The sequence below is a fragment of the Pseudomonas sp. DWP3-1-2 genome (assembly GCF_049896285.1).
In the GTDB taxonomy this organism is placed as follows: Bacteria; Pseudomonadota; Gammaproteobacteria; order Pseudomonadales; family Pseudomonadaceae; genus Aquipseudomonas.
Genome location: NZ_JAFCTZ010000014.1, coordinates 77,201 through 101,395, shown reverse-complemented (window position 1 = coordinate 101,395; position 24,195 = coordinate 77,201). Strand labels below are relative to the sequence as shown.

At 59.5% G+C, this 24,195-nt stretch carries 21 protein-coding genes; 13 read left to right on the top strand and 8 right to left on the bottom strand.

Going from position 1 to position 24,195, the window contains the following annotated elements; all coding sequences use genetic code 11:
• Positions 1–32: 32 nt before the first annotated feature.
• Positions 33–320 carry a DUF2782 domain-containing protein gene (locus ACP7B0_RS21945; RefSeq protein ID WP_426143786.1) on the bottom strand — a complete coding sequence of 96 codons (288 nt, stop codon included), beginning with the start codon at positions 318–320 and terminating at the stop codon, positions 33–35.
• 74 nt (positions 321–394) lie between these two features.
• Here ACP7B0_RS21945 and polA point away from each other — a divergent pair, with 74 nt between their 5' ends.
• The gene (gene polA / locus ACP7B0_RS21940; RefSeq protein ID WP_426143784.1) at positions 395–3,157 is read left to right on the top strand and encodes a DNA polymerase I; all 2,763 of its coding nucleotides are present in this window, start codon (positions 395–397) and stop codon (positions 3,155–3,157) included.
• 243 nt (positions 3,158–3,400) lie between these two features.
• Here the strand turns inward: polA and yihA are convergent, their stop codons facing one another.
• Positions 3,401–4,045, bottom strand: coding sequence for a ribosome biogenesis GTP-binding protein YihA/YsxC (gene yihA, locus ACP7B0_RS21935; protein ID WP_426143783.1), 645 nt, complete (start codon positions 4,043–4,045; stop codon positions 3,401–3,403).
• Between the two features lie 357 nt (positions 4,046–4,402).
• Between yihA and ACP7B0_RS21930 the strand changes: the two genes are divergently transcribed.
• From ACP7B0_RS21930 to ACP7B0_RS21905, 6 genes are all read left to right on the top strand, one after another.
• A complete protein-coding gene (locus tag ACP7B0_RS21930) occupies positions 4,403–5,017 on the top strand; it encodes a c-type cytochrome (RefSeq protein ID WP_426143782.1) in 615 nt (204 codons plus the stop codon).
• Positions 5,018–5,166: 149 nt separating this feature from the next.
• Complete coding sequence (locus ACP7B0_RS21925; RefSeq protein ID WP_426143781.1) at positions 5,167–5,802, top strand: thiol:disulfide interchange protein DsbA/DsbL; 636 nt, start codon at positions 5,167–5,169, stop codon at positions 5,800–5,802.
• A 12-nt stretch (positions 5,803–5,814) separates the two neighbouring features.
• The gene (locus tag ACP7B0_RS21920) at positions 5,815–6,693 is read left to right on the top strand and encodes an endonuclease/exonuclease/phosphatase family protein (RefSeq protein WP_426143780.1); all 879 of its coding nucleotides are present in this window, start codon (positions 5,815–5,817) and stop codon (positions 6,691–6,693) included.
• Entirely contained in the window at positions 6,690–8,828 is a 2,139-nt protein-coding gene (locus ACP7B0_RS21915; RefSeq protein WP_426143779.1) for a diguanylate cyclase, read from the top strand. The genes ACP7B0_RS21920 and ACP7B0_RS21915 overlap by 4 nt, the downstream gene beginning before the upstream one ends.
• Before the next feature lie 79 nt (positions 8,829–8,907).
• Positions 8,908–9,687, top strand: coding sequence for an N-acetylmuramoyl-L-alanine amidase (locus ACP7B0_RS21910; protein ID WP_426143778.1), 780 nt, complete (start codon positions 8,908–8,910; stop codon positions 9,685–9,687).
• 80 nt (positions 9,688–9,767) lie between these two features.
• The gene (locus tag ACP7B0_RS21905) at positions 9,768–11,387 is read left to right on the top strand and encodes an EAL domain-containing protein (protein WP_426143777.1); all 1,620 of its coding nucleotides are present in this window, start codon (positions 9,768–9,770) and stop codon (positions 11,385–11,387) included.
• Positions 11,388–11,425: 38 nt separating this feature from the next.
• Here the strand turns inward: ACP7B0_RS21905 and ACP7B0_RS21900 are convergent, their stop codons facing one another.
• Complete coding sequence (locus ACP7B0_RS21900; RefSeq protein ID WP_426143776.1) at positions 11,426–13,213, bottom strand: KinB sensor domain-containing domain; 1,788 nt, start codon at positions 13,211–13,213, stop codon at positions 11,426–11,428.
• A gap of 10 nt (positions 13,214–13,223) precedes the next feature.
• On the bottom strand, positions 13,224–14,570 hold the full coding sequence (gene algB, locus ACP7B0_RS21895; protein WP_426143775.1) for a sigma-54-dependent response regulator transcription factor AlgB: 1,347 nt from the start codon (positions 14,568–14,570) through the stop codon (positions 13,224–13,226).
• 242 nt (positions 14,571–14,812) lie between these two features.
• Between algB and ACP7B0_RS21890 the strand changes: the two genes are divergently transcribed.
• From ACP7B0_RS21890 to ACP7B0_RS21865, 6 genes are all read left to right on the top strand, one after another.
• Complete coding sequence (locus tag ACP7B0_RS21890; RefSeq protein WP_426143774.1) at positions 14,813–15,661, top strand: BON domain-containing protein; 849 nt, start codon at positions 14,813–14,815, stop codon at positions 15,659–15,661.
• A 235-nt stretch (positions 15,662–15,896) separates the two neighbouring features.
• Positions 15,897–16,187, top strand: a complete 291-nt coding sequence (locus ACP7B0_RS21885; protein WP_426143773.1) for a hypothetical protein — start codon at positions 15,897–15,899, stop codon at positions 16,185–16,187.
• 57 nt (positions 16,188–16,244) lie between these two features.
• The gene (locus ACP7B0_RS21880) at positions 16,245–16,409 is read left to right on the top strand and encodes a DUF1328 domain-containing protein (protein ID WP_002555679.1); all 165 of its coding nucleotides are present in this window, start codon (positions 16,245–16,247) and stop codon (positions 16,407–16,409) included.
• Positions 16,410–16,412: 3 nt separating this feature from the next.
• Positions 16,413–16,880: an inhibitor of vertebrate lysozyme family protein gene (locus ACP7B0_RS21875; RefSeq protein ID WP_426143772.1), complete on the top strand. Its 468-nt coding sequence runs from the start codon at positions 16,413–16,415 to the stop codon at positions 16,878–16,880.
• Between the two features lie 662 nt (positions 16,881–17,542).
• Positions 17,543–18,874: a glutamate/aspartate:proton symporter GltP gene (gene gltP, locus ACP7B0_RS21870; protein ID WP_426143771.1), complete on the top strand. Its 1,332-nt coding sequence runs from the start codon at positions 17,543–17,545 to the stop codon at positions 18,872–18,874.
• A 225-nt stretch (positions 18,875–19,099) separates the two neighbouring features.
• Positions 19,100–20,341 (top strand): nucleoside recognition domain-containing protein, encoded by a 1,242-nt coding sequence (locus tag ACP7B0_RS21865; RefSeq protein WP_426143770.1) that lies wholly within the window; start codon positions 19,100–19,102, stop codon positions 20,339–20,341.
• On the opposite strand, the gene ACP7B0_RS21860 is transcribed toward ACP7B0_RS21865, so the two are convergent.
• From ACP7B0_RS21860 to ACP7B0_RS21845, 4 genes are all read right to left on the bottom strand, one after another.
• Positions 20,311–20,919, bottom strand: a complete 609-nt coding sequence (locus ACP7B0_RS21860) for an ABC-type transport auxiliary lipoprotein family protein (RefSeq protein WP_426143769.1) — start codon at positions 20,917–20,919, stop codon at positions 20,311–20,313. The two genes, ACP7B0_RS21865 and ACP7B0_RS21860, sit on opposite strands and share 31 nt — an antisense overlap.
• Before the next feature lie 353 nt (positions 20,920–21,272).
• Entirely contained in the window at positions 21,273–22,211 is a 939-nt protein-coding gene (locus tag ACP7B0_RS21855) for an MlaD family protein (protein WP_426143768.1), read from the bottom strand.
• A 2-nt stretch (positions 22,212–22,213) separates the two neighbouring features.
• Positions 22,214–23,002, bottom strand: coding sequence for an ABC transporter ATP-binding protein (locus tag ACP7B0_RS21850; RefSeq protein ID WP_426143766.1), 789 nt, complete (start codon positions 23,000–23,002; stop codon positions 22,214–22,216).
• A 5-nt stretch (positions 23,003–23,007) separates the two neighbouring features.
• Positions 23,008–24,195 carry an MlaE family ABC transporter permease gene (locus tag ACP7B0_RS21845; RefSeq protein ID WP_426143765.1) on the bottom strand — a complete coding sequence of 396 codons (1,188 nt, stop codon included), beginning with the start codon at positions 24,193–24,195 and terminating at the stop codon, positions 23,008–23,010.

Below are 24,195 nucleotides of genomic sequence, written 5' to 3'. Positions count from 1 at the left end.
GGACTGCCAGCCAATAAAGTGAATGTGGGACGTTACCACTCGAATATTTTCCACGAAGGAATCAGCATATCCGGCTGGTCCGAACGAATGAAATTGCCTTCGCTACCGTCGGCGCGCACCAGGAAATAAGGCTTGCCGCCCTTGGGCGTGACCTTGATTGCATACAGAAATCCGTTCTGGCGGAATTCCTGGATGGTCTTGTCGCCCTCGGTGCGGATCGTAACGTCCGGGTCTGCAGACGGTGCATCGTCGGCGGCAACAGCAATCAGCGGGCAGAGTGCAAACAGGCCAGCCAGCAACAAGCGATTGGGTGTGCGCATGATAACCTTGTCCCTTTATCGTCAATGATTCGCGCATTCTAGCGCCGACCCCGCCGAAAAGGTTGATTCTGCTCATGAGCCAAGCTCCCCTCGTCCTGGTGGACGGTTCTTCTTACTTGTATCGCGCCTTCCACGCACTGCCGCCGCTCGCTACGTCCAAGGGGCTGCCGACCGGGGCGGTCAAAGGCGTGCTGAACATGCTGAAAAGCTTGCGACGGCAATATCCTGAAAGCCCGTTCGCCGTGGTGTTCGATGCCAAGGGCGGCACGTTTCGCGACGATCTTTACGCCGAGTACAAGGCCAATCGTCCGAGCATGCCCGATGACCTGCGGGTGCAGATTGATCTGCTGCACGCTTGCGTCAAAGGGCTGGGCTACCCGTTGCTGTGTGTCGACGGCGTCGAAGCGGACGACGTGATCGGCACCCTGGCGCGCAGCAGCGCGGCGGCGGACCGGCCGGTGATCATCTCCACCGGCGACAAGGACATGGCGCAGCTGGTCGACGGGCACATTACCCTGGTCAATACCATGACCGGTAGCGTGCTGGACGTGGCTGGCGTGAAGGAGAAGTTCGGGGTCGGTCCCGAGCACATCATCGATTACCTGGCGCTGATGGGCGACAAAGTCGACAACATTCCGGGTGTACCCGGCGTGGGGGAAAAAACCGCTGTTGGCCTGCTGGTCGGCGTCGGCGGTGGTCTGGCCGAGTTGTACGCCAACCTTGACGCCGTGGCGGCGTTGCCGATTCGCGGGGCGAAAACCCTGGCGGCGAAACTCGAAGAGCATCGCGCCATGGCGTTCCTGTCCTACGAGCTGGCGACGATCAAGATCGACGTACCGCTGGACATCGAGCTCGACGCGCTGTATTGCGGCGAGCCGGACCGCGAAGCCTTGCTGGCGTTGTACGCCGAACTGGAATTCAAGAGCTGGATTGAAGACCTGCACCGCGATGCGCAGCGTGCCGGGCTAGAAGTGGCTATCGTCGAAGCGCCGCCCAGCGCCGAAACCCGATACGAAACCATCCTTGAGCAGGATCAGCTGGACGCCTGGCTGAAAAAACTCAATGAAGCCAAGCTCATCGCCTTTGTGACCCAAAGCAATGGCCTGGACGCGCAGCGTGCTCAACTGGTGGGGCTGTCGTTCTCTGTGCAACCCCATCAAGCCGCTTATATCCCCCTGACTCACTCGTACATGGGCGTGCCGCAGCAGCTGGATCGGGATCATGTGCTCAAGCAGCTCAAGCCGTTGCTGGAGGACTCCGGCAAAATCAAGGTCGGCCAGCACGCCAAGTTCGACATCAACATCCTGGCCAACTGCGCCATCGGTGGTGATCAAAGCCAGGGCATTACCGTTCAAGGCCTGGTGTACGACACCATGCTGGAATCCTACGTGCTTGATTCCACCGCGACGCGGCATGACCGGGAAAGCCTGGCGTTCAAGTACCTGGGCCATGCGACCACCCCTATTCAGGTCATCGCCGGCAAGGGTGTGAAGCAGCTGACCTTCGACCAGATATCCCTGGAGTTGGCCGCGCAGTACGCCGCTGAAGAAGCCGACGTGACCTTGCGCCTGCATGAAGCCCTGCTGGAAAAGCTCAACGCAATTCCCAGCCTGCTGCCGGTACTCAATGAGATCGAGATGCCGCTGGTGCCTGTCCTGGCGGGCATCGAGCGCCAGGGTGCGCTGGTGGATGCCAAGCTGCTGGGCATTCAAAGCGTAGAACTGGGTGAAAAAATGGTGGCCCTTGAGCGCGAGGCGTTCGAAATTGCCGGGGAGGAATTCAACCTCGGCTCGCCCAAGCAACTGGGTACGATTCTCTACGAAAAGCTCGGTATGCCGATTATCAGCAAAACCGCCAAAGGCCAGGCGTCCACCGCTGAAGCCGTGCTGGCGGAACTGGCTGAACAAGGCTTCCCGCTGCCGACCGTGCTGATGCAGTACCGCTCCATGAGCAAGCTGAAAAGCACCTATACCGACCGGTTGCCGGAGCAGATCAACCCGCGTACCGGGCGCATTCACACCTCCTACCATCAAGCCGTGGCAGTAACCGGGCGCTTGTCTTCCAGCGACCCTAACCTGCAGAACATCCCGATCCGCACCGCCGAAGGGCGTCGTATTCGTCAGGCCTTCGTCGCGCCCGCAGGCTACAAACTGCTGGCAGCGGACTATTCGCAGATCGAGCTGCGCATCATGGCGCACCTGGCTAAGGATGAAGGGCTGCTGCACGCCTTCCGCAACAACCTTGACGTGCACCGGGCAACGGCGGCCGAAGTCTTTGGCGTCGAGCTCGAAAATGTCACCACCGACATGCGCCGCAGCGCCAAGGCGATCAACTTCGGCTTGATCTACGGCATGAGCGCGTTTGGTCTGGCCAAGCAGATCGGCGTTGATCGCAAGCAGTCACAAGCCTATGTGGACCGCTACTTCGCCCGCTATCCCGGCGTACTCGCCTATATGGAGCGCACGCGCACCCAGGCGGCCGAGCAAGGCTTTGTCGAAACCATCTTTGGCCGTCGCCTGTATCTGCCGGACATCAACGCCAAGAACCAAGCCTTGCGCAAAGGCGCCGAGCGCATGGCGATCAACGCGCCCATGCAGGGCACGGCGGCGGATATCATCAAGAAAGCCATGGTGGCAGTGAATGGCTGGCTGGAAGAATCGAAGCTGGACGCCCGGGTCATCCTGCAGGTCCACGATGAACTGGTCCTGGAGGTGCGCGAAGACCTGGTGGAGCAGATCAGCGAGCAGATTCGCCCGTACATGAGCGGCGCGGCGCAACTGGACGTGCCGCTGCTGGTAGAAGTGGGCGTGGGCAATAACTGGGATGAAGCGCACTGACAGGCGCTGATCGGGCGTGCGGCATGAGGTCGCACGCCACCCATCGCGCGTGCGAGGAATTTCAAACGGCCAGGAACTTACCCCGTGAAACGCGAGTCATAGTTCTCGATTGGCAGCGAAGCCGATCAATGCTCCTAGTTGTGTTAAGTGTTGGCAGATATTCAGACCCCACCCTAAGGTCTGAAACTTAGACCCCGAACTTCCCCTCCCCATACGAAGTCCGGGGTTTTTTTTGCCCTGGATTCAGGCGCCGGACTCGGCAGGCGCTTTGTCTTCCAGTTCCATCCAGTTGGCCAGTACAGTGTAGGCGTCTTCCAGCCCCATGCGCTTGGGGGCCGAGAACAACTGGATACTCACGGCATCGCCCCAGCCCTTGCGAATCTCGGCCTGAACCTTGAGCAAAGTGTTCTTGGCCGCGCCGTAGGTCAGCTTGTCAGCCTTGGTCAGCAGGATGTGCATCGGCATGTGGCTGGCGATGGACCAGTCGAGCATCAGGATGTCGAAGTCGGTCATTGGATGACGGATGTCCATCATCAGAATCAGGCCCTTCAGGCTTTCACGGCTGCCCAGATACGCTTCCAGGTGGCGCTGCCAGTGCAGCTTGAGCGGGATGGGCACCTTGGCATAGCCGTAACCGGGCAAGTCCACCAGACGGCGTTCGTCGTCCAGCTTGAAGAAATTAAGCAGTTGAGTACGGCCGGGTGTTTTCGATGTACGAGCTAGACTGGCATGAGTCAGGGTGTTGAGCGCGCTCGATTTGCCTGCGTTGGAGCGCCCGGCAAAGGCGACTTCAAAGCCTTCGTCATCAGGGCACTGATCGACTTTGGCGGCGCTGAGCATGAAGGTGGACTGTTGGCACAGGCCGAGAATGGGGTTCTTGAGTTGCATGTGATTTCCGGTGAGGGCGGTGCCTGCAAGGGGTGCGGCAAGAGGTGTCGTTTCCGTTTCAGTGGCGCCAGTATATAATGCCGCAGATTTTGTGTGTGCTTTGTCCTGTAAACAGGGCAGGATCACCACCTGGGCGAGACATAAACATGCGCATTAGAACGCAGTCCGCTTTGAACCTGAAAAGGTTTTGTTAAGTATGAAGGCTTTGGAGTTGCCTGTGTCCGGTAGTTCAAAGCAATGCCGCCGCGTGGATTGTGCAAGGACAGCAGTAGCGAGGAGTTGCGAACCATCATCCCCCTGGATGAGCGAGTCATCTTCCTACATAACTTTTCACCTTTAGCCGATTTGGATTACCTGATGAAGAAAATATTCGTGAGTCTGCTGTTGACCTTGGGCATCGGCGGTGCGGCACAGGCCGCTGGTGAGATTGGAAACCCCGCTGCTGGCCAGACAAAAACCGCCGTGTGTGGTGCGTGCCATGGCCCGGACGGCAACAGTATGGCTCCGAACTTTCCAAAGCTGGCAGGCCAGGGCGAGCGTTATCTGGTCAAGCAACTGCAGGAAATCAAGGGCGGCAAGCGCGTGGTGCTGGAGATGACCGGCCTGCTGACCAATCTCAATGATCAGGACCTGGCAGACATCGCCGCTTACTACTCCAGCCAGAAGGGCAGCGTCGGCGCCGCCGATCCGAAGCTCGTGGCCAGGGGTGAGGCATTGTTCCGGGGTGGCAACCTGGACCAAGGCCTGCCTGCCTGCACTGGCTGCCATGCGCCCAATGGCGTGGGCAACGCTCAGGCCGGCTTCCCTCATCTGGGCGGTCAGCATGCGGATTACATCAAGAAACAACTGACGGCTTTCCGCGAAGGCGACCGCACCAACGACGGCGACACCATGGTCATGCGCTCTATTGCAGCCAAGTTGAGCAACAAGGATATCGAGGCGCTGTCGCAATATATTCAGGGCCTGCATTGATCCGCTGAAACGTTTGCACACGATTAAAAAGGGCAGCTCAGGCTGCCCTTTTTTATTGTCGCCAGCGTTACACTAGCGAACTCGCGCCATCCAGGCCGGTCGAAAACCGGTCGCTTGAAGGCGACCCAAATCTGTCTCAGGAGTAAAGCATGCGTAATCTGATTCTCAGCGCCGCCCTGGTTGCCGCCAGCTTGTTCGGTATTTCGGCTCAAGCAGCCGAGCCCATCGAAGCCGGTAAGCAGTACGTCGAACTGAGCAGCACCGTTCCGGTTTCCGAGCCAGGCAAGATCGAGGTCGTGGAAATGTTCTGGTACGGCTGCCCGCATTGCTATGCCTTCGAACCCGTTATCAATCCCTGGGTAGAAAAACTGCCTGCCGATGTTCACTTCGTGCGCATCCCCGCCCTGTTCGGCGGCCCTTGGGATGCCCATGGCCAGTTGTTCATCACCCTGGACATGATGGGCGTAGAGCACAAGGTTCACGCCGCAGTCTTCGAAGCGATCCAGAAGGGCGGCAAGCGTCTGACCGACAAGAACGATATGGCTGATTTCCTCGTCACCCAAGGCGTAGACAAGGAAGAGTTCCTGAAGACCTTCGATTCCTTCGCAGTGAAGGGCAAGATTGCTCAGTACAAGGAACTGGCCAAGAAGTATGAAGTGACCGGCGTGCCGACCATGATCGTCAACGGCAAGTACCGTTTTGACCTGGGCACGGCGGGTGGTCCGGAGCAAACCTTGCAGGTGGCCGATCAGCTCATCGCCAAAGAGCGAGCGGCAGCCAAGTAAGCGGCGCCCGCCATGCGGCGCTGGAGAACGGAACGGGTCGTTGGCCGACATGATCCACAGGTCAACGAACACCACGTGCAAGCCAGCGGCTTACCGGCCGATGGCCGGTTACGCTTGCTCAGCTTCAACATTCAGGTCGGTATCAGCACCGAGCGTTATGGTCATTACCTGACGCGGGGCTGGCAGCATCTGCTGCCTCACGGTGGCCGCGCCGGCAATCTGCAGAAAATCGGCGATCTGCTGGGCGACTTCGATCTTGTCGCTCTGCAGGAAGCCGATGGCGGCAGTCTGCGTTCCGGCTACGTCAATCAGGTGGAGCACCTGGCCCAGCTCGGTGCTTTCCCTTACTGGTATCAGCAGCTCAACCGCAATCTTGGACGCTTCGGGCAGCACAGCAATGGTGTGCTCAGTCGCTTGCGGCCATCAGCCATCGAAGATCATCCGTTGCCCGGCCCCGCAGGTCGTGGCGCGATCCTGGTGCGCTTCGGTGAAGGCAAGGATGCGTTGATCGTGGTCATGATGCATCTGGCCCTCGGCGCCCGTACCCGAACCCGCCAGTTGGCCTACATCCGCGATCTGATCGGTGATTATCGTCATCAGGTGCTGATGGGTGACATGAACACACATGCGCTGGACCTGTTGGAGAACTCTCCCCTGCGCGACCTTGGCCTGCTCGCCCCGCAGATCGAAGCGACCTTCCCGAGTTGGCGCCCGCAGCGTTGCCTTGATCATATTTTGCTCAGCCCCAGTCTGACCCTTGAACGCGTCCAGGTACTTGCCCAGCCGATTTCCGATCACCTGCCCGTGGCAGTGGAAATTCGTCTGCCTGCTTCAATGAATCAGGACTCGCTACCGGTACCCAGCACGGTTGCAAGCGAGCCCATTGCATGAGCGATGAAGCCGAACGCTGGAAAGAGAAGTACCTCAAGGGCATTGAGCAACAGGACGAGCTCGACAAGCGCTGGGAGGCGCGTCTCGACCTTCTGCGTCGCGGTCTGGTGCGCAGCAGTCTGGCGGCAGAAGGCTCGGACCGGGCAGTCGACCAGTGCATGAAGGAAATGCGTGAAATCGTGCGCAAGGACGACATGGACGCGGGCCTCGCCGCGCTTATTCCCCGCCTTGAAAAGGCTGTGCTGGACTCCGAGCAGCGTCGGGAAGTCCGCGCCGGGCAGATCAATGATGCCCTGACGGCGCTGGTGACGCAGTTGCAGTCATTACCGTTGCCCAAAGACGTGCGCAAGCCGCTCAAGCGGTTCGCCAAGGAGCTGGAAGAGCGTGCGTCCCAGGCGCGAGAGTTGCCGCTGCTGCTCAGCGAGTTGAGCAGCCTGCAAGGTCAGGCACTGACCATGATGGACAAGCCCGAAGGGGGCGCGCGCCCCGGTTTGTTACAGCGTCTGTTCGGCAGCCATGAAGCCCCCCGCGACGTCAAGCCCGATCCTGATCACGACCAGCCCCCTGCGCAGCACTACCAGCCTGAGCAAAACGCTCAGCCCGCGCCTGTCGCCCCGCCTGACAGCACTGCGACTGCTGTGCCCGGGGTCACGCTACCGGTTGAGCCTGAAGAAGATAAGACCGAAGACGTTCAGCAATCATCCGCCTCCCTGACGCCACCGCCGCGAGTCAGTGAGGTTGCAGAGCCGGTTGCCCAGTCGGCGGCTGTGCCGGTCACAGAAATTGCCGAGCCGGTTCCCGAGTCTGTTACTGACGCCGTTGCCGACGCGCTAGCGCCCCCCGTTCCTTTCGATGCGCCGCCAGCATTTGATGAGGCCGTGCAACCTGCCGCTCAGGCATCCGCCGATGAAATACCGCTTGAAGCGTTTGACGCTCAGGCGCTGCTCACACCCACGCCGTCTGTTCCTTACGAGCAACGGCCTGAGGTTGTGATCGAGCGGGCTGGCGAGCCAGATGAAGACAGTGATGAGCAGGAGCCTGGCGAAGGAGAGGACGGGGGATTTTCGCTTCCCGTTTCACCGGAGCCCAGTTACAGCTCGGTGGCCGCTCACATCGAACAGACCTTGCTGGGCCTGCTCGATGACTTGACGCTCCCGGAGCATCACCGCCCTCAGGCCGAGGCGATGCGCAAGCGTCTGGAACACGGACTGAACTGGTACGAATTGCTGCCCATCCTCGATGATCTTGCCGTGCTGATGCTGGCGATCACCGACAGCGGTCAGAGTGAATTCGAGATTTACCTCAAGCAGTTGAATGAGCGACTGGAGTCCTTCCAGAGCAACCTGCTGGCGGCCAGCGCAGACCATGCCGACAATCAGTCGGCTTCCCGTGATCTGAACAGCCAGTTGCGTGAGCAGGTCGATGGCTTGCAAAACAGCGTGCAGGATGCCCCCGATCTTTCCAGCCTCAAGCGCGTGCTGGAGAACCGGCTCGACGGCCTGTTGAGCACCATGGATCAGCATCAGGCGCAGCGCGATGCCCGGGAACAGGAAGTCGCTGAGCGCCTGCAAAGCCTGGCAAGTCGTGTCGCCACCATGGAGCAGGAAGCCCAAGGCTTTCGTGGTCACCTGGAAGAACAGCGTCAGAAAGCCCTGATCGATCCGCTCACCGGACTGCCTAATCGCGCCGCCTGGGGCGAGCGTCTTGAGCAGGAAATGGCGACCTGGCAGCAGCAGAAGAACAGCCTGCTGGTGTGCATGCTCGATCTGGATCACTTCAAGCGCATCAATGATGGTTTCGGGCACCTGGCGGGCGACCGGGTGCTGAAAATCATCGCCAACGTGCTGAAAAAACGCTTGCGCAGCACGGATTTCATTGCGCGCTTCGGTGGCGAAGAATTCGTGCTTCTGCTTCCGGCGACAGCCGCAACGGCCGGAGCCAGCCTGCTCGGCGAGCTGCGTGCAGCGGTCGAACTCTGTCCGTTCCATTTCAAGGGCGAGCCTGTGACCGTCACGGTCTCGATGGGTTTCACGGCGTTGCGCCCGGGCGAGCGTAGCGATGTTGCGCTCAAGCGCGCCGATCAGGCGCTTTATCGAGCCAAGGAAAACGGCCGCAATCGGGTCGAACAAGGATGATCGTGACTCAATCGCCTGTAAATGTTATGGCGCCAGTGCGTTATGCTCACCCCTTTCCTGTCAGTGTGTTCAGATGTTCATGAAGCTTTTTTTCTCTGCGTTGTTACTCATCACCTTGACGGCCTGCACCAGCGGGCCGCCGCTCGATACCCGTCATGCTTCGGTCAATTTCGACAACCGCATTCAGTTCGTGGTTGTGCATTACACCTCCGCGAATCTTGAGCGCTCCTTGGCGTTATTGACTCACGGCGAGGTCAGCAGCCATTACCTGATCGGCGATACGCCGCCCACTATTTATAAGCTGGTGGATGAATCCGCCCGCGCCTGGCATGCCGGTGAAAGCCAATGGGAAGGCCGGACCTGGCTCAACTCAAGCTCCATCGGCATTGAAATCGTCAATCCGGGTTTCAAAGACACCCCCTCCGGGCGGGTCTGGTATCCCTACACCGAGGGCCAGATTCAGTCGCTGATCGTGTTGCTCAAGGACATCGTCAAGCGCAATCACATCGACCCTCGCCACATCGTCGGCCATAGCGATATCGCCCCCCTGCGCAAGCTGGACCCGGGTCCGTTGTTCCCTTGGGAGCGGCTGGCCAAAGAGGGGTTGGGCATATGGCCTGATGAGCAACGGGTGGCGCGCGAGCAAGCGTTGATGATGGATAACGTGCCCAGCATTTCGTGGTTCCAGCAACAACTGGCGCGGCTGGGCTATGAAACGCCGCAGACGGGCGAACTGGATGTCGCCACGCGCCATGTGCTGGCGGCCTTTCAGATGCACTACCGTCCAGAGCGTTTCACAGGCGACCCGGATGTACGCACCGCCGCGTTACTCAAGGTGCTCAACCGTCCCGACCGATAAATTTCGGCCGATTGGCCATTTTTACGGGCGATTTCCCGGTGTGTTGCTAACCTGATGGGTATTGATCCGGATACCCGTCGATGCGTGATGTGCCCGTTCCTTTTCGATTGAACCTCTACCGCCCCTGGCTAATGGCATTGCTTGCAGCCGTTTTGAGTGCGGCCGTGTTGCTATGTGGCAGTTTTGCCGTGGCGGTTCATCAGGCCAGGCAAAACGAAAGCGTACAAATGAAGGCTCAGGGCGAGCGCTTTCTGGTGCGTCTTGAGCAATTGTTCGGTCAATTGCGTGCCGGGCTGGACCAGCTTGAGGCGCAGCCTTTACGGCAATGCACGCCGCAGATGGTGGACCGTTTGCGTCAGGTGATCTCCAGTTATCGCTTCATTTATGAAGCCGGATTCGTTGGCGACACGACCGTTTGCTCCAGCTGGCCGCGCAACAGCAAGCTCGGCACCTCCCGCGAACCGGACATCCGCGGGCCCACCTACGATTACTGGCTCAACACAGCGGCCCAGCCTGACGACAATCTTGCGGCGCTGATGATGGGGCGCGGCGAGTTCAGGGTCACCACTTCCCGCGGACACCTGACCGATGTGGTCGACCTGCCCGCACGCGGCAGTTTATTGGTGGTGCTCGACCAAGGCAGAAAGGCCGTGACTGTCCTCGGGCCGGAACAAATCTGGCCGCCCACGACAGACTGGTCTTCGTCCCCCGATGAGACGCTGCTGACCACGCGGACCCGCCTCATCTACCGCATGCCGACGCAAAGTCCCGAATATCAATTGGTGCTGACCACGCCACGCAGCGGTCTACAGGAAAAAATCACCGGCGCGTGGTGGCTGCTTGTTCCTGCCAGCGTCTTGATTTCCCTGTGTATCGGCGCGCTGGTGCTGCAACTGGCTCGCCAGCGTCAGTCTCTCGGGGGTGAATTACAGGGGGCATTGCGGCGCAGTGAGCTGAAGGTGCTCTACCAGCCCATCTTCAATCTCAGTACCCGGCAGTGTGTCGGTGCCGAAGCTTTGGTGCGCTGGCGCAGGCCGGATGGCACGTTGACCAGTCCTGATCTGTTCATACCGCTGGCGGAAAACACCGGGCAGATCCGGCAGATCACCGACTTTGTCCTCCAGCAATTGCTCGAACAGCTTGGCCCGTTACTGCGCGCCAATCCGCAGCTTTATATCTCGGTCAACCTGGCGGCGTGCGACGTCATGGCGCCACGGATCGGAAGGGTAACAGCGCGATTGCTGGCCCAGCACCGGGTTGCGGCGCGACAGATTGCCTTCGAAGTCACCGAGCGCGGCTTGATTGATGTGGTGGTGGCGCGCAATCACCTCCAGGCGCTGCGCGACAAAGGGCATCAGGTGTTGATCGACGATTTCGGCACGGGTTATTGCAGCCTTGCCTACCTGCAAACCCTTCCGGTGGACTGCCTGAAAATCGATAAAGCCTTTATCGACGCGCTGGGCCATGACGCGGCCAGCAGCGGGGTGGCGCCCCATATCATTCGCATGGCTCACGCGCTGGAGTTGCGGGTGATTGCCGAAGGCATCGAGTTCGAGTCCCAGGTGCAGTTGCTCAAAAGCGAAGGTGTGATCTACGGCCAGGGCTGGCTGTTTGCCCGCCCGCTCACCGCCAGCAAGTTCACTGAACTGGTAACAGGCGGACGACGCAGCAATGGGCGTCGGGCGGAAGATGTGGCATGAGCGGTCTATAGGCGCGAGGCGCGCGTCCAGGCCGCCTGCTAGAGCGGCAACGCCATATAGAACTGCGTGCCCTGCCCCGGTCTTGAATACACGCCCATGCGCCCGCCGTGCAGTTGCACGATTTCCTTGCACAGCGCCAGACCCAGGCCCGCGCCGCCTTTCTTGCGTCCGACCTGCACAAAGGGTTCGAAGATACGGCCCTGCTGGCCATAGGCAATGCCTTCGCCGTTGTCCTCGACGCTGATGATCACCCGTTCGCCGTGGCGTCTTGCCTGCAGGCGGATGAGGCCCTTCTCCGGCGTATGACGCAGGGCGTTGTCCAGCAGGTTATCCAGCACTCGCTCCAGTTGCGCCCGGTCGGCATGCAGATGCGGCAGTTGATCCTGGACCTCCACCGTGAGCACGATTTCCTGCTCGCTGGCGCGGTCCTCAAAACGTGATCGCGCCTGTTCGAGCATTTCGTCCACCGAGCACGGCTCCAGCGTCAGCTTTTGCAGGCCGTTCTGATAGCGAGAGAAATTCAGCAAGTCGTTGATCAGCTGCATCAAACGCTGCATTTCTTCGTTGACGGTATTGAACAGGTCCGCTTCCCGGGAATCTTCGGCGAAGTGAACCCGTTCCTGAAGCAGGCCGAACGCCATGTGCATGCCGGTCACGGGCGTGCGCAGCTCATGGGAGGCGCGCAGCACAAACTCGCTGCGCACGCGCTCGAAGGCGCGCTGTTCCGTCACGTCGTGGAGCACCATCACCGCGCCCAGGATATGCCCTTGCGTGTGGCTGACCGGTGTCAGGCTGTACGTCAGCAGGCGGGTTTCCCCATCGATATCAATCGACAGATCCTCCGGTGCCCGTTCAAGGGTGCCACCGCGCAGCGTCAGGTAAAGCTGTTCATCCAGCTCAGGCCGCTGCAAGGCCTCGCCAAGGCCCTGGCCCAGTCGTTCCTCGTCCCAGCCAAGCTGGCGCTGGGCGACAGGGTTGAGGTGTTCCAGACGGCCCTGACGATCAATCATCAACAAACCGTCATCAATGCTGTCCAGCACGGCTTGCAAGCGTTGCTGCCCCGCCAGCAGTTCGTCGATATTGGTTGCCTGATGCTGACGCAAGGCTTCAGCCATCACGCCGAAGCGGCGGGTCAGCAGGTTCATTTCCTCCGCAGACGAAATCGGCAGCGTGACCTCGAAATTGCCCTGGCCGATATTGTCGGCAGCCTTGGCCAACGCCTCGATGGGCGCGCCGAAGCGCCGTGCGATGCCATGGGCGGTAATGAAGCCGATGCACAGCACGGCGAGGCCGACCAGGCCCAACAGCCCTGCGACCCACAGTGCCCGCTCACGGGAATGACTCTCGGCTTCGCTGATGTTGTTCAACGCCAGTCGATGAGCCGCCAGCAACTTATTGCGCAACGTATTGAAGCTCTGACTCAGCTCGGTGTTATCGCGCAATGCTCGGGGATCGTCACGGGTTCGTGCGTAGGCTTCGAGGAATTTCTGATAGTCAGCAGTGGCTTCTTCGAAGCCATTGTTGGCGTTGTACTGCTGATCGTGCTCAACACCTTTGATCAGCAACTGCCGGAACTGATCCTGAGAAGCCTTGAGAACCGCAGGTTCAGGAGCCTCGTCCAGCATCATGACCAATTGATCGCCGAGGTTTTGCCTGAGCTTCAGCCCCAGATCCAGCGTAACGACGTTCTGCTGAATCACCGATTCCTGCGATCGGGCCATTTGCATGACGCTGACCAGCCCCAACATCAATCCCAATAACGCGACGGTTATCAGCGCGGAGATGCTGAGAAACAGTCGAGTGCGCAACTTCATGGCCAGCTTCATGGGCGGCAGTTCATAGGTTGTACTGCTTGCGTTTTCGATAAAGCGTGGAGGCGTCAATGCCAAGGGTCTTGGCGGCTGCGTCCAGTGTTTCGCTGGTGGCCAGAACGGCGCCGATGTGGGCCTTTTCCAGTTCATCCAGGCTCAGTGCCGCGCCGACGCGGGGGGCATTGCTGGTGGGTTGCTCGGCCATGCCCAAATGACTGATTTCAACGCGCTCTTGCGGGCAAATAATGCTGGCGCGCTCGATGACGTTGCGTAATTCACGGATGTTGCCAGGCCAGCGGTAATTGAGCAGCGCGGCCTTGGCTTCTTCGCTGAACCCACGGGCGGGCCGGGCGTATTCCTTGACGAAGCGCGCCAGGAAGCGATCAGCCAGCGTCAGGATGTCCTCGCTGCGTTCGCGCAAAGGCGGCAGATTCAGCGTGATCACGTTCAGGCGATACAGCAAGTCTTCACGGAAGCGTCCGCTGCGCACCATGTCCTCAAGGTTCAGGTTGGTCGCGGCCAGGATGCGCACGTCGGCACGACGAGTCACCGGATCACCGACCCGCTCGTATTCCTTGTCCTGAATGAAGCGCAGGAGTTTAGGCTGTAACGTGAGGGGAAAATCGCCGATCTCGTCGAGAAACAGTGTGCCGCCGTCAGCCTGATTGACGCGACCCAGCGTGCTTTCGCTGGCCCCGGTGAACGCGCCCCGGCTGTGGCCGAACAGCTCGCTTTCCATCAATTCCGCGGTCAGCGATGGGCAGTTGATGGTCACGCATGATTTTTTGGAGCGCTTGCTCCAGCCATGAATGGCCCGCGCCAGCTCGCCCTTGCCGGTGCCTGACTCACCCAGAATCAGGATGTTGGCATCGGTGTTGGCCACTTGTCGGGCTGTTTCCAGAATGGCCATCATCGCCGGGCTGTGGGAATCCAGGCCGTCCTTGGGTTTGCGCACTTCCCCTTCCAGCGCCTCCAGCCGGGCCGACAATTGCCGAACTTCCAACTGCTTGGCTGTTGCCAGGCGCAGCTGGTCCGGGCTGCACGGTTTTACCAGGTAATCGGCGGCGCCGGCTTGTATGGCATCCACGGCCGTATCGACCGCCGAGTGTGCCGTCACAATGACGACACGCATCCAGGGGGCCTGAATGCGCATTTGCGCCAGCACATCCAGGCCGTTGTCTTCGCCCAGTCGCAAGTCCAGAAAGCACAGATCGAAGACCTGGCGTTGCAGCAACGTGTCCGCCTGCGCTGCGCTGTTCGCGGTGGCGACGCTGTAGCCTTCATCTTCCAGGCAATAACGGAACGTGCGAAGGATCGCGGATTCGTCATCCACAAGCAGAATACGGCCCTGACTCTCAGTGGCTGCTTCCATTTTCCTACGCTCCTTAGTGAATTATCTTGGTTAGTCTCAGAATAATCGGGCAAGTTGCATGGTGAATTCTGATTGATTTTGCGTGATGCATGGTAACTGCCTACCACAATAATCAGTAAGCTACTGAATTTGTTGATAATTCTGTAGAAAACGTCTCTGGCACAGGCCTTGCGAGTTTCTTTTGCTTTTCGCCTCAGGCGATTCAAATGAAATTCATGCACAGCAATTGATGGAGACGTGCCATGCACCCGCTGAAAAAGCTCGCTCTGGCCACTGCGACAATCACCGTATTGGGTCTAAACCCGCTGCTTGCCAGCGCTGCGCAACAAGATTTGCCCAGCCAGCTCACCGAAGCCCGTCAGGAAGGTTCGATCTGGACCGCCTTCGCGCTCAACCGCCACTTAAGCCCGTTCAAGATCGATGTCAGCGTGGAACAAGGCGCCGCCACCCTCAAAGGCAAGGTCGAGAATGAGGTGGATCGCGAGCTGGCGGAAAGGATCGCCATGGACGTCAAGGGCATCGATAAAGTCGATAACCAGCTGGAAATTGACGCCAGTGTCGCCGCTGATCCTGGTACCAAGACCAATCTGGCTCAGCGCTTTGACGACGCCACGCTGACCGCGACGGTCAAGTCCAAGCTGTTGTGGAACAGCGTCACTGAAGCGCTGAAGATCGACGTGGACAGTAAGGATGGCGTAGTCACCCTCAAAGGTCGGGCGACCAGCCCTGAAGCCAAAGAGCTGGCTGGCAGTCTGGCGAGCAATACCAATGGGGTCACGAGCGTCAACAACCTCATCAGTCTGAGCGCCGAGGACTCCATTGCCTCCAAGGTTCAGCCACCGTCCAGCAATCCTGTGGAACAACTCAGCGATACCTGGATTACCAGCAAGGTGAAGTCCAGCCTGATCTACAGTCGCAATCTGGATGGCTTGAACATCAAGGTGGACACTCAGGACGGTCTGGTCACCCTGAATGGCATTGTTGCCAACTTTGCAGAGAAAGAACTGGCCGTGGAAATCGCCCGAAACATTCGCGGTGTGAAAGGCGTGAATGCGGATGCGCTGAAGGTGATGGCGCGTACCGGGGGCTGACACGCCATGCCTTGGGCACCGTGCGTTCGTGCAGAACGCACGATGCCAAAGGGTCAATCGTGCAGGATGCTGCCAGCGACGTGTTTAAAATCTTTATAAAGTGCTGATTTATATGGGTTTTGTCAGGTTTTCGAAACTGGCATGCAGACTGCAGTACATCTCTCAACCCAAGCCGTGAAGTTACCGGCTCACAAGATCAAGATCGTACGTCCACCAAGGTGGAAGGAGCACTCGGATGAACAGCCAGCGTCTTGCACAATTGCGTATTTCGCCTCTGCACATCCAGCAAGGTTTGTTCGCCACCTTGGCGCTGCTGGTCACATTGATCGTCATCCAACAGTTTCAGCATTGGTCCGGCGCCCATCAGGCGACCCAGGCCAAGCAGCCGTTCACTTACAGCCAGTCCTATTCCTCGGCATCGCAGGCAGTTTTGCCTTCGGCCAAGGAAGCTGCTCTGAGCTTCATACCCGTAGAAGGTAAGGTGCCAGTCAGTGAAATGCCCCCGAGGCAATCGTGGATTTTCTAACCCGCTGTCCAGTGAACGCAGCACACCCGATTAAAAAACAGTCGTAGGAGAATCACCATGTTGAGTTGGGCAATCACGTTTCTAATCATCGCCATCGTTGCTGCAGTATTGGGCTTCGGCGGTATCGCAGGTACTGCTACAGGTATCGCCAAGATCCTGTTCGTCGTGTTCCTGGTCATGTTCGTTGTGTCCTTCTTCTTTGGCCGTCGCGGCCGAGGCTGACACATGCGTGCTTCTTTCCAACTGCTGGCCGCCGCCCTGATCATGGGCGGCAGTGCTGCGGCAATGGCTGCCAATGATGGACAAGCCCGGGTTAATGAACTTTTGAGTTCGGCGCCCGAGTACCGGCAGACCTGGATGGGCGTCATCAAGAAGGAAGAGCGCTTGCCCGATTGGGTGATCAATCTCTCCGGCGCTTCCGAGCAGCAGATGAATGCCGTGACTGAAGACGGCGAACCCTACCTGGTGGGGCCGCTGTGCGAAACGGCTGATTCATGCAAGAGCAAGCGTCTGATCGTTGCTTTTAGCCTGGATAAGGAAGACGCTTACGCGATGCTAGTAGAAGTGCCGGCGGGCCTGCCCGCTGACAAGTCGCCCACCCGCCACGCGACCTACCGCTTCCTGGGCAAACCAGACGAAGGTATGCAGGGCTTGCTGCAAGAGCAACTGCGCAAAGACCCGAACTGGTACTGATTCAAGACCCTGAGAGCGCTCCTCCTGGAGGGCCGCTCTTTGATGTTGCGCAGCTTGATGAGGGCTGACGCATGACCATGGGGCCGGGATGCTTTGATTGTTCGGATTGAAGCGACCTAGGAGTACAGGGAGTGCTTCCGCAAGGGCCGGGTCAGGAAAAAAACGCGGCGCATGTCCATGATTGTCTTCTCGAAAATTATCGAGTGTCAGTTCAGGGTGTGCGTCGCGTTTTATCGTTTCAGGGTCGTTGAACCTGCGCGTCACATCGCCGCACGTCAGTCAAATTCTGTAGGAAAAATTCCCTTCCCAATTCGTCATTTGTCGTTAAAAAACCGCGTAACCGATGGGCTCACCTCGCTACACACGACGTTTTAGCCACTTTACAGCCGAATAGCGGTATTTCCCCGACGCTTTTTCAAGCTTTCGCCATAAATTGCATTATGCCGATTCGGTATAGGGTAGTCATTTACGGCATTAGACGATGAGCCGTCAGGTGCCAATAGTTGCGCCTTTTTTCGCCTGCTACAGAGCCAGGATGCTCGTCTGCGGCGACCTTCTCAGGACAGCTCTAAAGGCATCCATGCCCTCGAAGCTGCTGTGCAAGAGCAACGTCGAGCGTGTCGGTTTTAGAGATGTCCTAGCCACTTGAAAAAGGTAACGACATGAAGAAGGCAAAGCTGAGCCTGGCCTGGCAGATCCTTATCGGTCTGGTTCTCGGGATTGCGTTGGGAGCGCTGCTTAACCATTTCAGTGCTGAAAAGGCCTGGTGGATCAGTAATATCCTGCAACCGGCTGGCGACATCTTTATTCGCTTGATCAAAATGATCGTGATCCCGATTGTGGTGTCTTCCCTGGTGGTGGGCATCGCCGGTGTGGGCGACGCGAAGAAACTGGGTCGCATCGGTCTGAAGACCATCATCTACTTCGAGATCGTCACCACCATCGCCATTCTGGTCGGCCTGGTGCTGGCCAACGTGTTCCAGCCGGGTTCCGGCATCGACATGAGCACGCTGGGCACTGTGGATATCTCGCAGTATCAGAAGACGAGCGCTGAGGTTCAGCACGATCACGCGTTTATCGCGACGATCCTCAACCTGATCCCGTCCAATATCTTTGCGGCCATCGCCCGTGGCGACATGCTGCCGATCATCTTCTTCTCTGTGCTGTTCGGCCTGGGCTTGTCCAGCCTGCAAGCGGAAGTCCGTGATCCACTGGTCAGGGTTTTCCAGGGCGTTTCGGAAACCATGTTCAAAGTCACGCACATGATCATGAACTACGCGCCGATTGGTGTGTTCGCCCTGATTGCCGTGACGGTGGCCAACTTTGGCTTCGCATCGCTGTTGCCCTTGGCCAAGCTGGTGATTCTGGTTTACGTGGCAATCGCATTCTTCGCGTTTGTCGTGCTTGGCCTGATTGCCCGGATGTTCGGCTTTTCCGTGCTCAAGCTGATGCGGATTTTCAAGGACGAATTGGTGCTGGCGTACTCCACCGCCAGTTCCGAAACCGTGCTGCCGCGCGTCATCGAGAAAATGGAAGCGTACGGGGCGCCAAAAGCCATTTGCAGCTTCGTGGTGCCGACCGGCTACTCGTTCAACCTCGATGGCTCGACGCTTTACCAAAGCATCGCGGCGATTTTCATCGCTCAGTTGTATGGCATTGATCTTTCCGTCGGCGCGCAACTGATGCTGGTTCTGACGTTGATGGTTACGTCCAAAGGCATCGCCGGGGTTCCGGGTGTGTCCTTTGTGGTGTTGTTGGCTACCTTGGGCAGCGCGGGCATTCCGCTGGAAGGTCTGGCGTTCATCGCGGGCGTGGACCGGATCATGGACATGGCGCGCACCGCGTTGAACGTCATCGGCAATGCCCTGGCCGTGCTGGTCATCTCCCGCTGGGAAGGCATGTACGACGATGCCAAAGGCCAGCGCTACTGGAACTCCTTGCCCCACTGGCGCAGCAAAGACCCGTTGCCGGCGGGTGAGGCAGCGTCCAACTGAATAGGGCGCTGTAGCGCGGCAGAAGGCGATCTGTAGGAATGAGCTTGCTCGCGATTGGATATTTCAGGCCATGCCCAGGCTGAATGACCCGACGCCATCGCGAGCAAGCTCGCTCCTGCACGGCCTGTGCAAGAAGCTGTATTTCAATTCTGATGGCGATTGGCAAAGCCATTGGTTGTTTATCCTCCCGCCGCTATCATCGCCGCATCTTCGGGAGACTTACTGATGCTCAACGGCCTGTGGCTTGGTTTTTTTGTCGTGGCTGCAGTGTCTGCATTGGCACAGTGGCTGATTGGCGGTAACGCGGGGATTTTCGCGGCGATGGTGGAAAGTATTTTCGCCATGGCCAAGTTGTCTGTAGAGGTCATGGTCCTGCTGTTCGGCACCCTGACACTCTGGCTCGGCTTTTTGCGCATTGCCGAGAAAGCCGGAATCGTCGACTGGCTGGCAAAGATGCTCGGTCCGCTGTTTCTGCGCTTGATGCCGGAAGTCCCGGCCGGGCATCCCGCCCTTGGCTTGATTACCCTCAACTTTGCCGCCAATGCGCTGGGCCTGGACAACGCCGCCACGCCCATCGGCCTCAAGGCCATGCGCTCGCTGCAAGAGCTCAACCCGAGCCAGACCACCGCCAGCAATGCGCAGATTCTGTTTCTGGTGCTTAACGCGTCCTCGCTGACCTTGTTGCCGGTCACGATCTTCATGTACCGCGCCCAGCAAGGCGCTGTGGACCCGACCCTGGTCTTCCTGCCGATTCTGCTGGCCACCAGCGCCTCGACGCTGGTGGGGCTGCTGTCGGTGGCGTTCATGCAGCGGCTGCGCTTGTGGGATCCGGTCGTGCTGGCTTATCTGATCCCTGGCGCGCTGGCCCTTGGCGGCTTCATGGCCTTGCTGGCAACGATGTCGGCGGCGGCGTTGGCGGGGCTGTCCTCCATCCTGGGCAACCTGACGCTGTTCGGCATGATCATGATGTTCCTGATCATCGGCGCGTTACGCAAAGTGCAGGTCTACGAGGCCTTCGTCGAAGGTGCCAAGGAAGGTTTCGACGTTGCCAAAAGCCTGCTGCCGTATCTGGTGGCAATGCTGTGCGCGGTCGGTGTCTTGCGCGCTTCAGGGGCGCTGGATTTTGGCCTGGAAGGCATTCGCCATGTGGTGCAGTGGTTCGGCCTGGACACCCGCTTCGTCGATGCGCTGCCCACGGCGCTGGTCAAGCCATTCTCAGGCAGCGCAGCCCGGGCAATGCTGATCGAAACCATGCAAACCCAGGGCGTGGACAGTTTCCCCGCGTTGGTGGCTGCGACGATACAGGGCAGCACGGAAACCACGTTTTACGTGCTGGCGGTGTACTTCGGCGCCGTGGGCATCCAGCGCGCGCGCCACGCAGTCGGTTGCGCGCTGCTGGCCGAGCTTTCCGGCGTGATCGCCGCGATCTTCGTGTGCTACTGGTTCTTCGGTGCTACCGCCACGTAGTGTCGCTGGCCCTGTTCGACAGTCCATTGCAACACCTGCGCGGCCAGCACGTCGGCCGCCTTGCCAAAGCCTTCGACCACGGCAGGCAACTGCTTGTCGCTCAGGGGCTGACGCACCTCGAAACGGCGAGTGGCGATGATGCGCTGATGGTCGCTGACCAGCCGCGCATCCAGGCGGATGACCACTTCAATGGCCTGACCGTGGTATTCGCTCTGGAACGCCTGCAATTCTCCGCCGATTTCTACGTCAGCCTGCAGGTTGCTGTCATCGGTGCTGAGCAGCGGCACCCGGCCGTCGCGCGCGAATGCGTCCAGCAAGCGATTACGCCACAACACCGGTGCCGGGTCACTCCAGCGTGCGCCCTTGTAGCTGCTGATCAAATCCCCTTGCGGCACCACGGCGATGCGCGGGCTGTCGAGGGTTTCGCTGGCTTTGGGCCGCGCCAGGCGCAACGACCAGTTCACCGGCTGCACAGTGGCCGGTTTGTCCGCAGCCGAATGGATCGGCAGGCGGTAAACATCAGCCGGTTCGGATGCGGGCAGGATCGAGCAGGCGCTGCTCAGCAGGAGGGTGCCCATCAGAAACAGCTTCGCGAACGAAAACAACCCTCTCGTTGGAGCGAGGCTTGCCCGCGAATCGGTATTCCCTTCAACGCATCCGTTGCCTGAGATGACGTCTTCGCGGGCAAGCCACGCTCCTACAAAGTCCGCATTTTTTGAATCAGCAAATAGATGTGCGGGCTGTCGAGGGTTTCGCTGGTTTTGGGCCCCGCCGATTGCACTGAGCACAAACAGCTTCGCGAACGAAAACAACCCTCTCGTTGGAGCGAGGCTTGCCCGCGAATCGGTATTCCCTTCAACGCATCTGTTGCCTGAGATGACGTCTTCGCGGGCAAGCCTCACTCCTACAAAGTCCGGATTTTGAAACAACCTCATGGCTCAAACTCCTTGTTCTTGTCGCTGCCCAGCAAATAACCACTGGGATTGGCTTCCAGTCGACGGGAAATCCCGCGCAACGAACTCATCGTGTCGCGCAGTTCACGGATCGCAGGGCCCAGCTCACCCAGTCCCTGCATGCCGCTGTCCAGCGATTGCCGGTTGCCATTGAGCAGGCGGTTGAGGGTCGCGCTGCTCTGTTGCAGCGATGCCATGGCCTGTTCGGCGTTGTGGAAGATCTGCTTGCCGTCGCTGTTGAGCAGGCTGTTGGCGTTACGCATCAGCGCAGTGGTTTGCTCCAGCGTCGCGCTGGCCTGCTTGCTGACTTGGGCCAGTTGCTTCAGGGTCTGGCGAATGTCGTCGCGCTGATCGGCAATGGCGCCGGTGGTTTGCTCAAGGTGGTCCAGCGTACGGCTCAGGCTGGTCACGTTCTCGGTGGAGAACATGTGATTGGCGTTCTGCAGCAGCTGATTGATGCTGCCCATGAGGTCGCTGCTGTCATTGAGCAACCGCGAAATGGGCGATGGAGACGCGGTGATGATCGGCAGTTTGCCCTCTTTCCCGACCAACTCCGGGCTTTGCGGCGTGCCGCCACTGAGCTGGATGATCGAGGTGCCGGTAATGCCGGTCAGGGCCAGCTTGGCTTGAGTGTCCTGCTTGATGGGGGTTTCGCCAGTGACCCGAATCTGCGCCAACACCCGACGCGGGTCTTTGGGGTCCAGACGCAACTGGATCACGTCACCGATCTTGATCCCGCTGTACTGCACCGCACTGCCCTGGGACAAACCCGTGACGGCCTCGTTGAACACCACTTCGTAATCCTTGAATGCGCTGTCGACGCTGGACTTGGCCAGCCACAGCCCGAACAGCAGCGCCCCGGCCACCACCAGCACGGTGAACAGGCCGATCAGTACATGATGGGCACGGGTTTCCATCGTCAAACCTCTTTAGGCAGGGAAGCGGAGTATGCCGCGCGGCCGCGAGGGCCGTGGAAGTATTCGTGGATCCAGGGGTCAGGGGTGGCCGAGACCTTGTCGATCTGATCCGCCACCAGCACACGTTTCTGGGACAGCACCGCCACCCGGTCGGTGATGGTGTACAGCGTGTCCAGATCGTGGGTGACCAGAAACACGCTCAGGCCCAGCGCATCGCGCAGGGTCAGAATCAGTTGATCGAACGCCGCTGCACCGATGGGATCAAGCCCGGCAGTCGGCTCGTCGAGAAACAGGATGTCCGGGTCCAGTGCCAGGGCACGGGCCAGCGCCGCACGCTTGATCATGCCACCAGACAGCGCCGCCGGGTATTTGTGGGCCGATGACAGCGGCAACCCGGCCAGCGCCAGCTTCACCCCCGCCAGATGCTCCGCTTCATCGCGGTTCAGGCCCGCATGTTCGATCAGCGGCAGCGCGACGTTCTCGGTCAGGGTCAGCGAAGAAAACAGCGCGCCCTTCTGAAACAGCACACCAAAGCGGCGTTCGACTAACGAACGTTGCTGGTCCGACGCGCCTTGCAGGTCTTCACCGAACACCCGGACACTGCCTGCATTGGGGCGACGCAGGCCGACGATACTGCGCAGCAGGACGGATTTACCGCTGCCCGAACCACCCACCACGGCGAGGATTTCACCGCGGTACAGGTCCAGATCAAGGTTCTCGTGCACGCTCTGGCTGCCAAACCGATTGCACAGGCCGCGCACTTCAATGACCGGATCACGTGCTTTGGGCATCGTCCTCACCAACCCATCTCCATGAAAAACAGCGCCGCCAGGGCGTCGAGCACGATCACCACGAAAATCGACTGCACAACGCTTGAGGTGGTGTGCGCGCCGACGGACTCCGCGCTGCCGCTGACTTTGAAGCCTTCCAGGCAGCCGATGGCGGCAATCAGGAAGGCGAACAGGGGCGCTTTTGCCATGCCCACCAGAAAATGCTGCACGCCGATATCGGCTTGCAGCAGCGAAAGAAACATCGCCGGGGAAATATCCAGCGCAATCGCGCACACCACGCCGCCGCCAACGATGCCGGAAATCATGGCCACGAAGGTCAGGATCGGCAACGAAACCAGCAAGGCCAGGACACGTGGCACCACCAGCAGCTCCACAGGGCTCAGGCCGAGCGTGCGGATGGCGTCGATTTCTTCGTTGGCCTGCATTGAGCCAATCTGCGCGGTAAAGGCGCTGGCGGTTCGGCCCGCGAGCAAAATGGCGGTCAGCAGCACGCCAAATTCCCGCAGGAACGAGAAGGCCACAAGGTCCACCGTAAAGACCGTGGCGCCGAATACCTTGAGTACCGTCGCCCCCAGAAAGGCCACCACCGCGCCCACCAGAAAGGTCAGCAACGCGACGATAGGCGCGGCGTCCAGGCCGGTCTGTTCAATGTGGACGAACACTGAGGTCATCCGCCAACGCTTGGGACGTAGCGCGGTGAGTGCGATGGTTTCCAGGATCAGGCCGATGAAACCCAGCAATTGCAGGGTGTCAGTCCAGACTTTGTCGACCGCGCAGCCGATCCGGGACAGCAGCTGCATGCTGACGGCAATTTCCGGCTCCTTGACCGGCGCGCAGTAATCACAGAGCGCGGACTGGATGGTTTGCAGCAAGGCGCGGCTTGAGAGCGGCAGGTCCGGTGCCTGTACCGACAGTTTGGCCAGACGCTCGGTGCCCAGCAGCTCCACCAGCAACGACGCGCCGGCGGTGTCCAGCGCGTGCAGGCGCGTCATGTCCACCGGCACGCTGGCGTCGTAGTTGCCGCCCAGCGCGTCGGTTTGTTGTTTCAGTGTTCGATAGTGCGCCAGCGTCCAGTCACCCGAAATCCGCAACTGAGCGGGTTGGGTTGAGGTGTCCAGAAGCGCCGTGCCCGCCAGTGCCGGAGCGCTGGCGGGGCTGATGGCTGTCGATGGGGCCAACGTGCGCGTGGTCAT

Excerpts from the sequence above, each read along its gene's own strand:
- ACP7B0_RS21880 (WP_002555679.1), top strand. The coding sequence starts at position 16,245 with ATGTTGAGTTGGGCAATCACGTTTCTAATCATCGCCATCGTTGCTGCA.
- ACP7B0_RS21875 (WP_426143772.1), top strand. The coding sequence starts at position 16,413 with ATGCGTGCTTCTTTCCAACTGCTGGCCGCCGCCCTGATCATGGGCGGC.
- ACP7B0_RS21890 (WP_426143774.1), top strand. The coding sequence starts at position 14,813 with ATGCACCCGCTGAAAAAGCTCGCTCTGGCCACTGCGACAATCACCGTA.
- ACP7B0_RS21905 (WP_426143777.1), top strand. The coding sequence starts at position 9,768 with ATGCGTGATGTGCCCGTTCCTTTTCGATTGAACCTCTACCGCCCCTGG.
- ACP7B0_RS21865 (WP_426143770.1), top strand. The coding sequence starts at position 19,100 with ATGCTCAACGGCCTGTGGCTTGGTTTTTTTGTCGTGGCTGCAGTGTCT.
- yihA (WP_426143783.1), bottom strand. The coding sequence starts at position 4,045 with ATGCAACTCAAGAACCCCATTCTCGGCCTGTGCCAACAGTCCACCTTC.
- ACP7B0_RS21900 (WP_426143776.1), bottom strand. The coding sequence starts at position 13,213 with ATGAAGCTGGCCATGAAGTTGCGCACTCGACTGTTTCTCAGCATCTCC.
- algB (WP_426143775.1), bottom strand. The coding sequence starts at position 14,570 with ATGGAAGCAGCCACTGAGAGTCAGGGCCGTATTCTGCTTGTGGATGAC.
- polA (WP_426143784.1), top strand. The coding sequence starts at position 395 with ATGAGCCAAGCTCCCCTCGTCCTGGTGGACGGTTCTTCTTACTTGTAT.
- ACP7B0_RS21845 (WP_426143765.1), bottom strand. The coding sequence starts at position 24,195 with ATGACCACGCGCACGTTGGCCCCATCGACAGCCATCAGCCCCGCCAGC.
- ACP7B0_RS21925 (WP_426143781.1), top strand. The coding sequence starts at position 5,167 with ATGCGTAATCTGATTCTCAGCGCCGCCCTGGTTGCCGCCAGCTTGTTC.
- ACP7B0_RS21910 (WP_426143778.1), top strand. The coding sequence starts at position 8,908 with ATGAAGCTTTTTTTCTCTGCGTTGTTACTCATCACCTTGACGGCCTGC.
- ACP7B0_RS21920 (WP_426143780.1), top strand. The coding sequence starts at position 5,815 with ATGCGGCGCTGGAGAACGGAACGGGTCGTTGGCCGACATGATCCACAG.
- ACP7B0_RS21930 (WP_426143782.1), top strand. The coding sequence starts at position 4,403 with ATGAAGAAAATATTCGTGAGTCTGCTGTTGACCTTGGGCATCGGCGGT.
- ACP7B0_RS21850 (WP_426143766.1), bottom strand. The coding sequence starts at position 23,002 with ATGCCCAAAGCACGTGATCCGGTCATTGAAGTGCGCGGCCTGTGCAAT.
- ACP7B0_RS21945 (WP_426143786.1), bottom strand. The coding sequence starts at position 320 with ATGCGCACACCCAATCGCTTGTTGCTGGCTGGCCTGTTTGCACTCTGC.
- ACP7B0_RS21855 (WP_426143768.1), bottom strand. The coding sequence starts at position 22,211 with ATGGAAACCCGTGCCCATCATGTACTGATCGGCCTGTTCACCGTGCTG.
- ACP7B0_RS21860 (WP_426143769.1), bottom strand. The coding sequence starts at position 20,919 with ATGGGCACCCTCCTGCTGAGCAGCGCCTGCTCGATCCTGCCCGCATCC.
- gltP (WP_426143771.1), top strand. The coding sequence starts at position 17,543 with ATGAAGAAGGCAAAGCTGAGCCTGGCCTGGCAGATCCTTATCGGTCTG.
- ACP7B0_RS21885 (WP_426143773.1), top strand. The coding sequence starts at position 15,897 with ATGAACAGCCAGCGTCTTGCACAATTGCGTATTTCGCCTCTGCACATC.
- ACP7B0_RS21915 (WP_426143779.1), top strand. The coding sequence starts at position 6,690 with ATGAGCGATGAAGCCGAACGCTGGAAAGAGAAGTACCTCAAGGGCATT.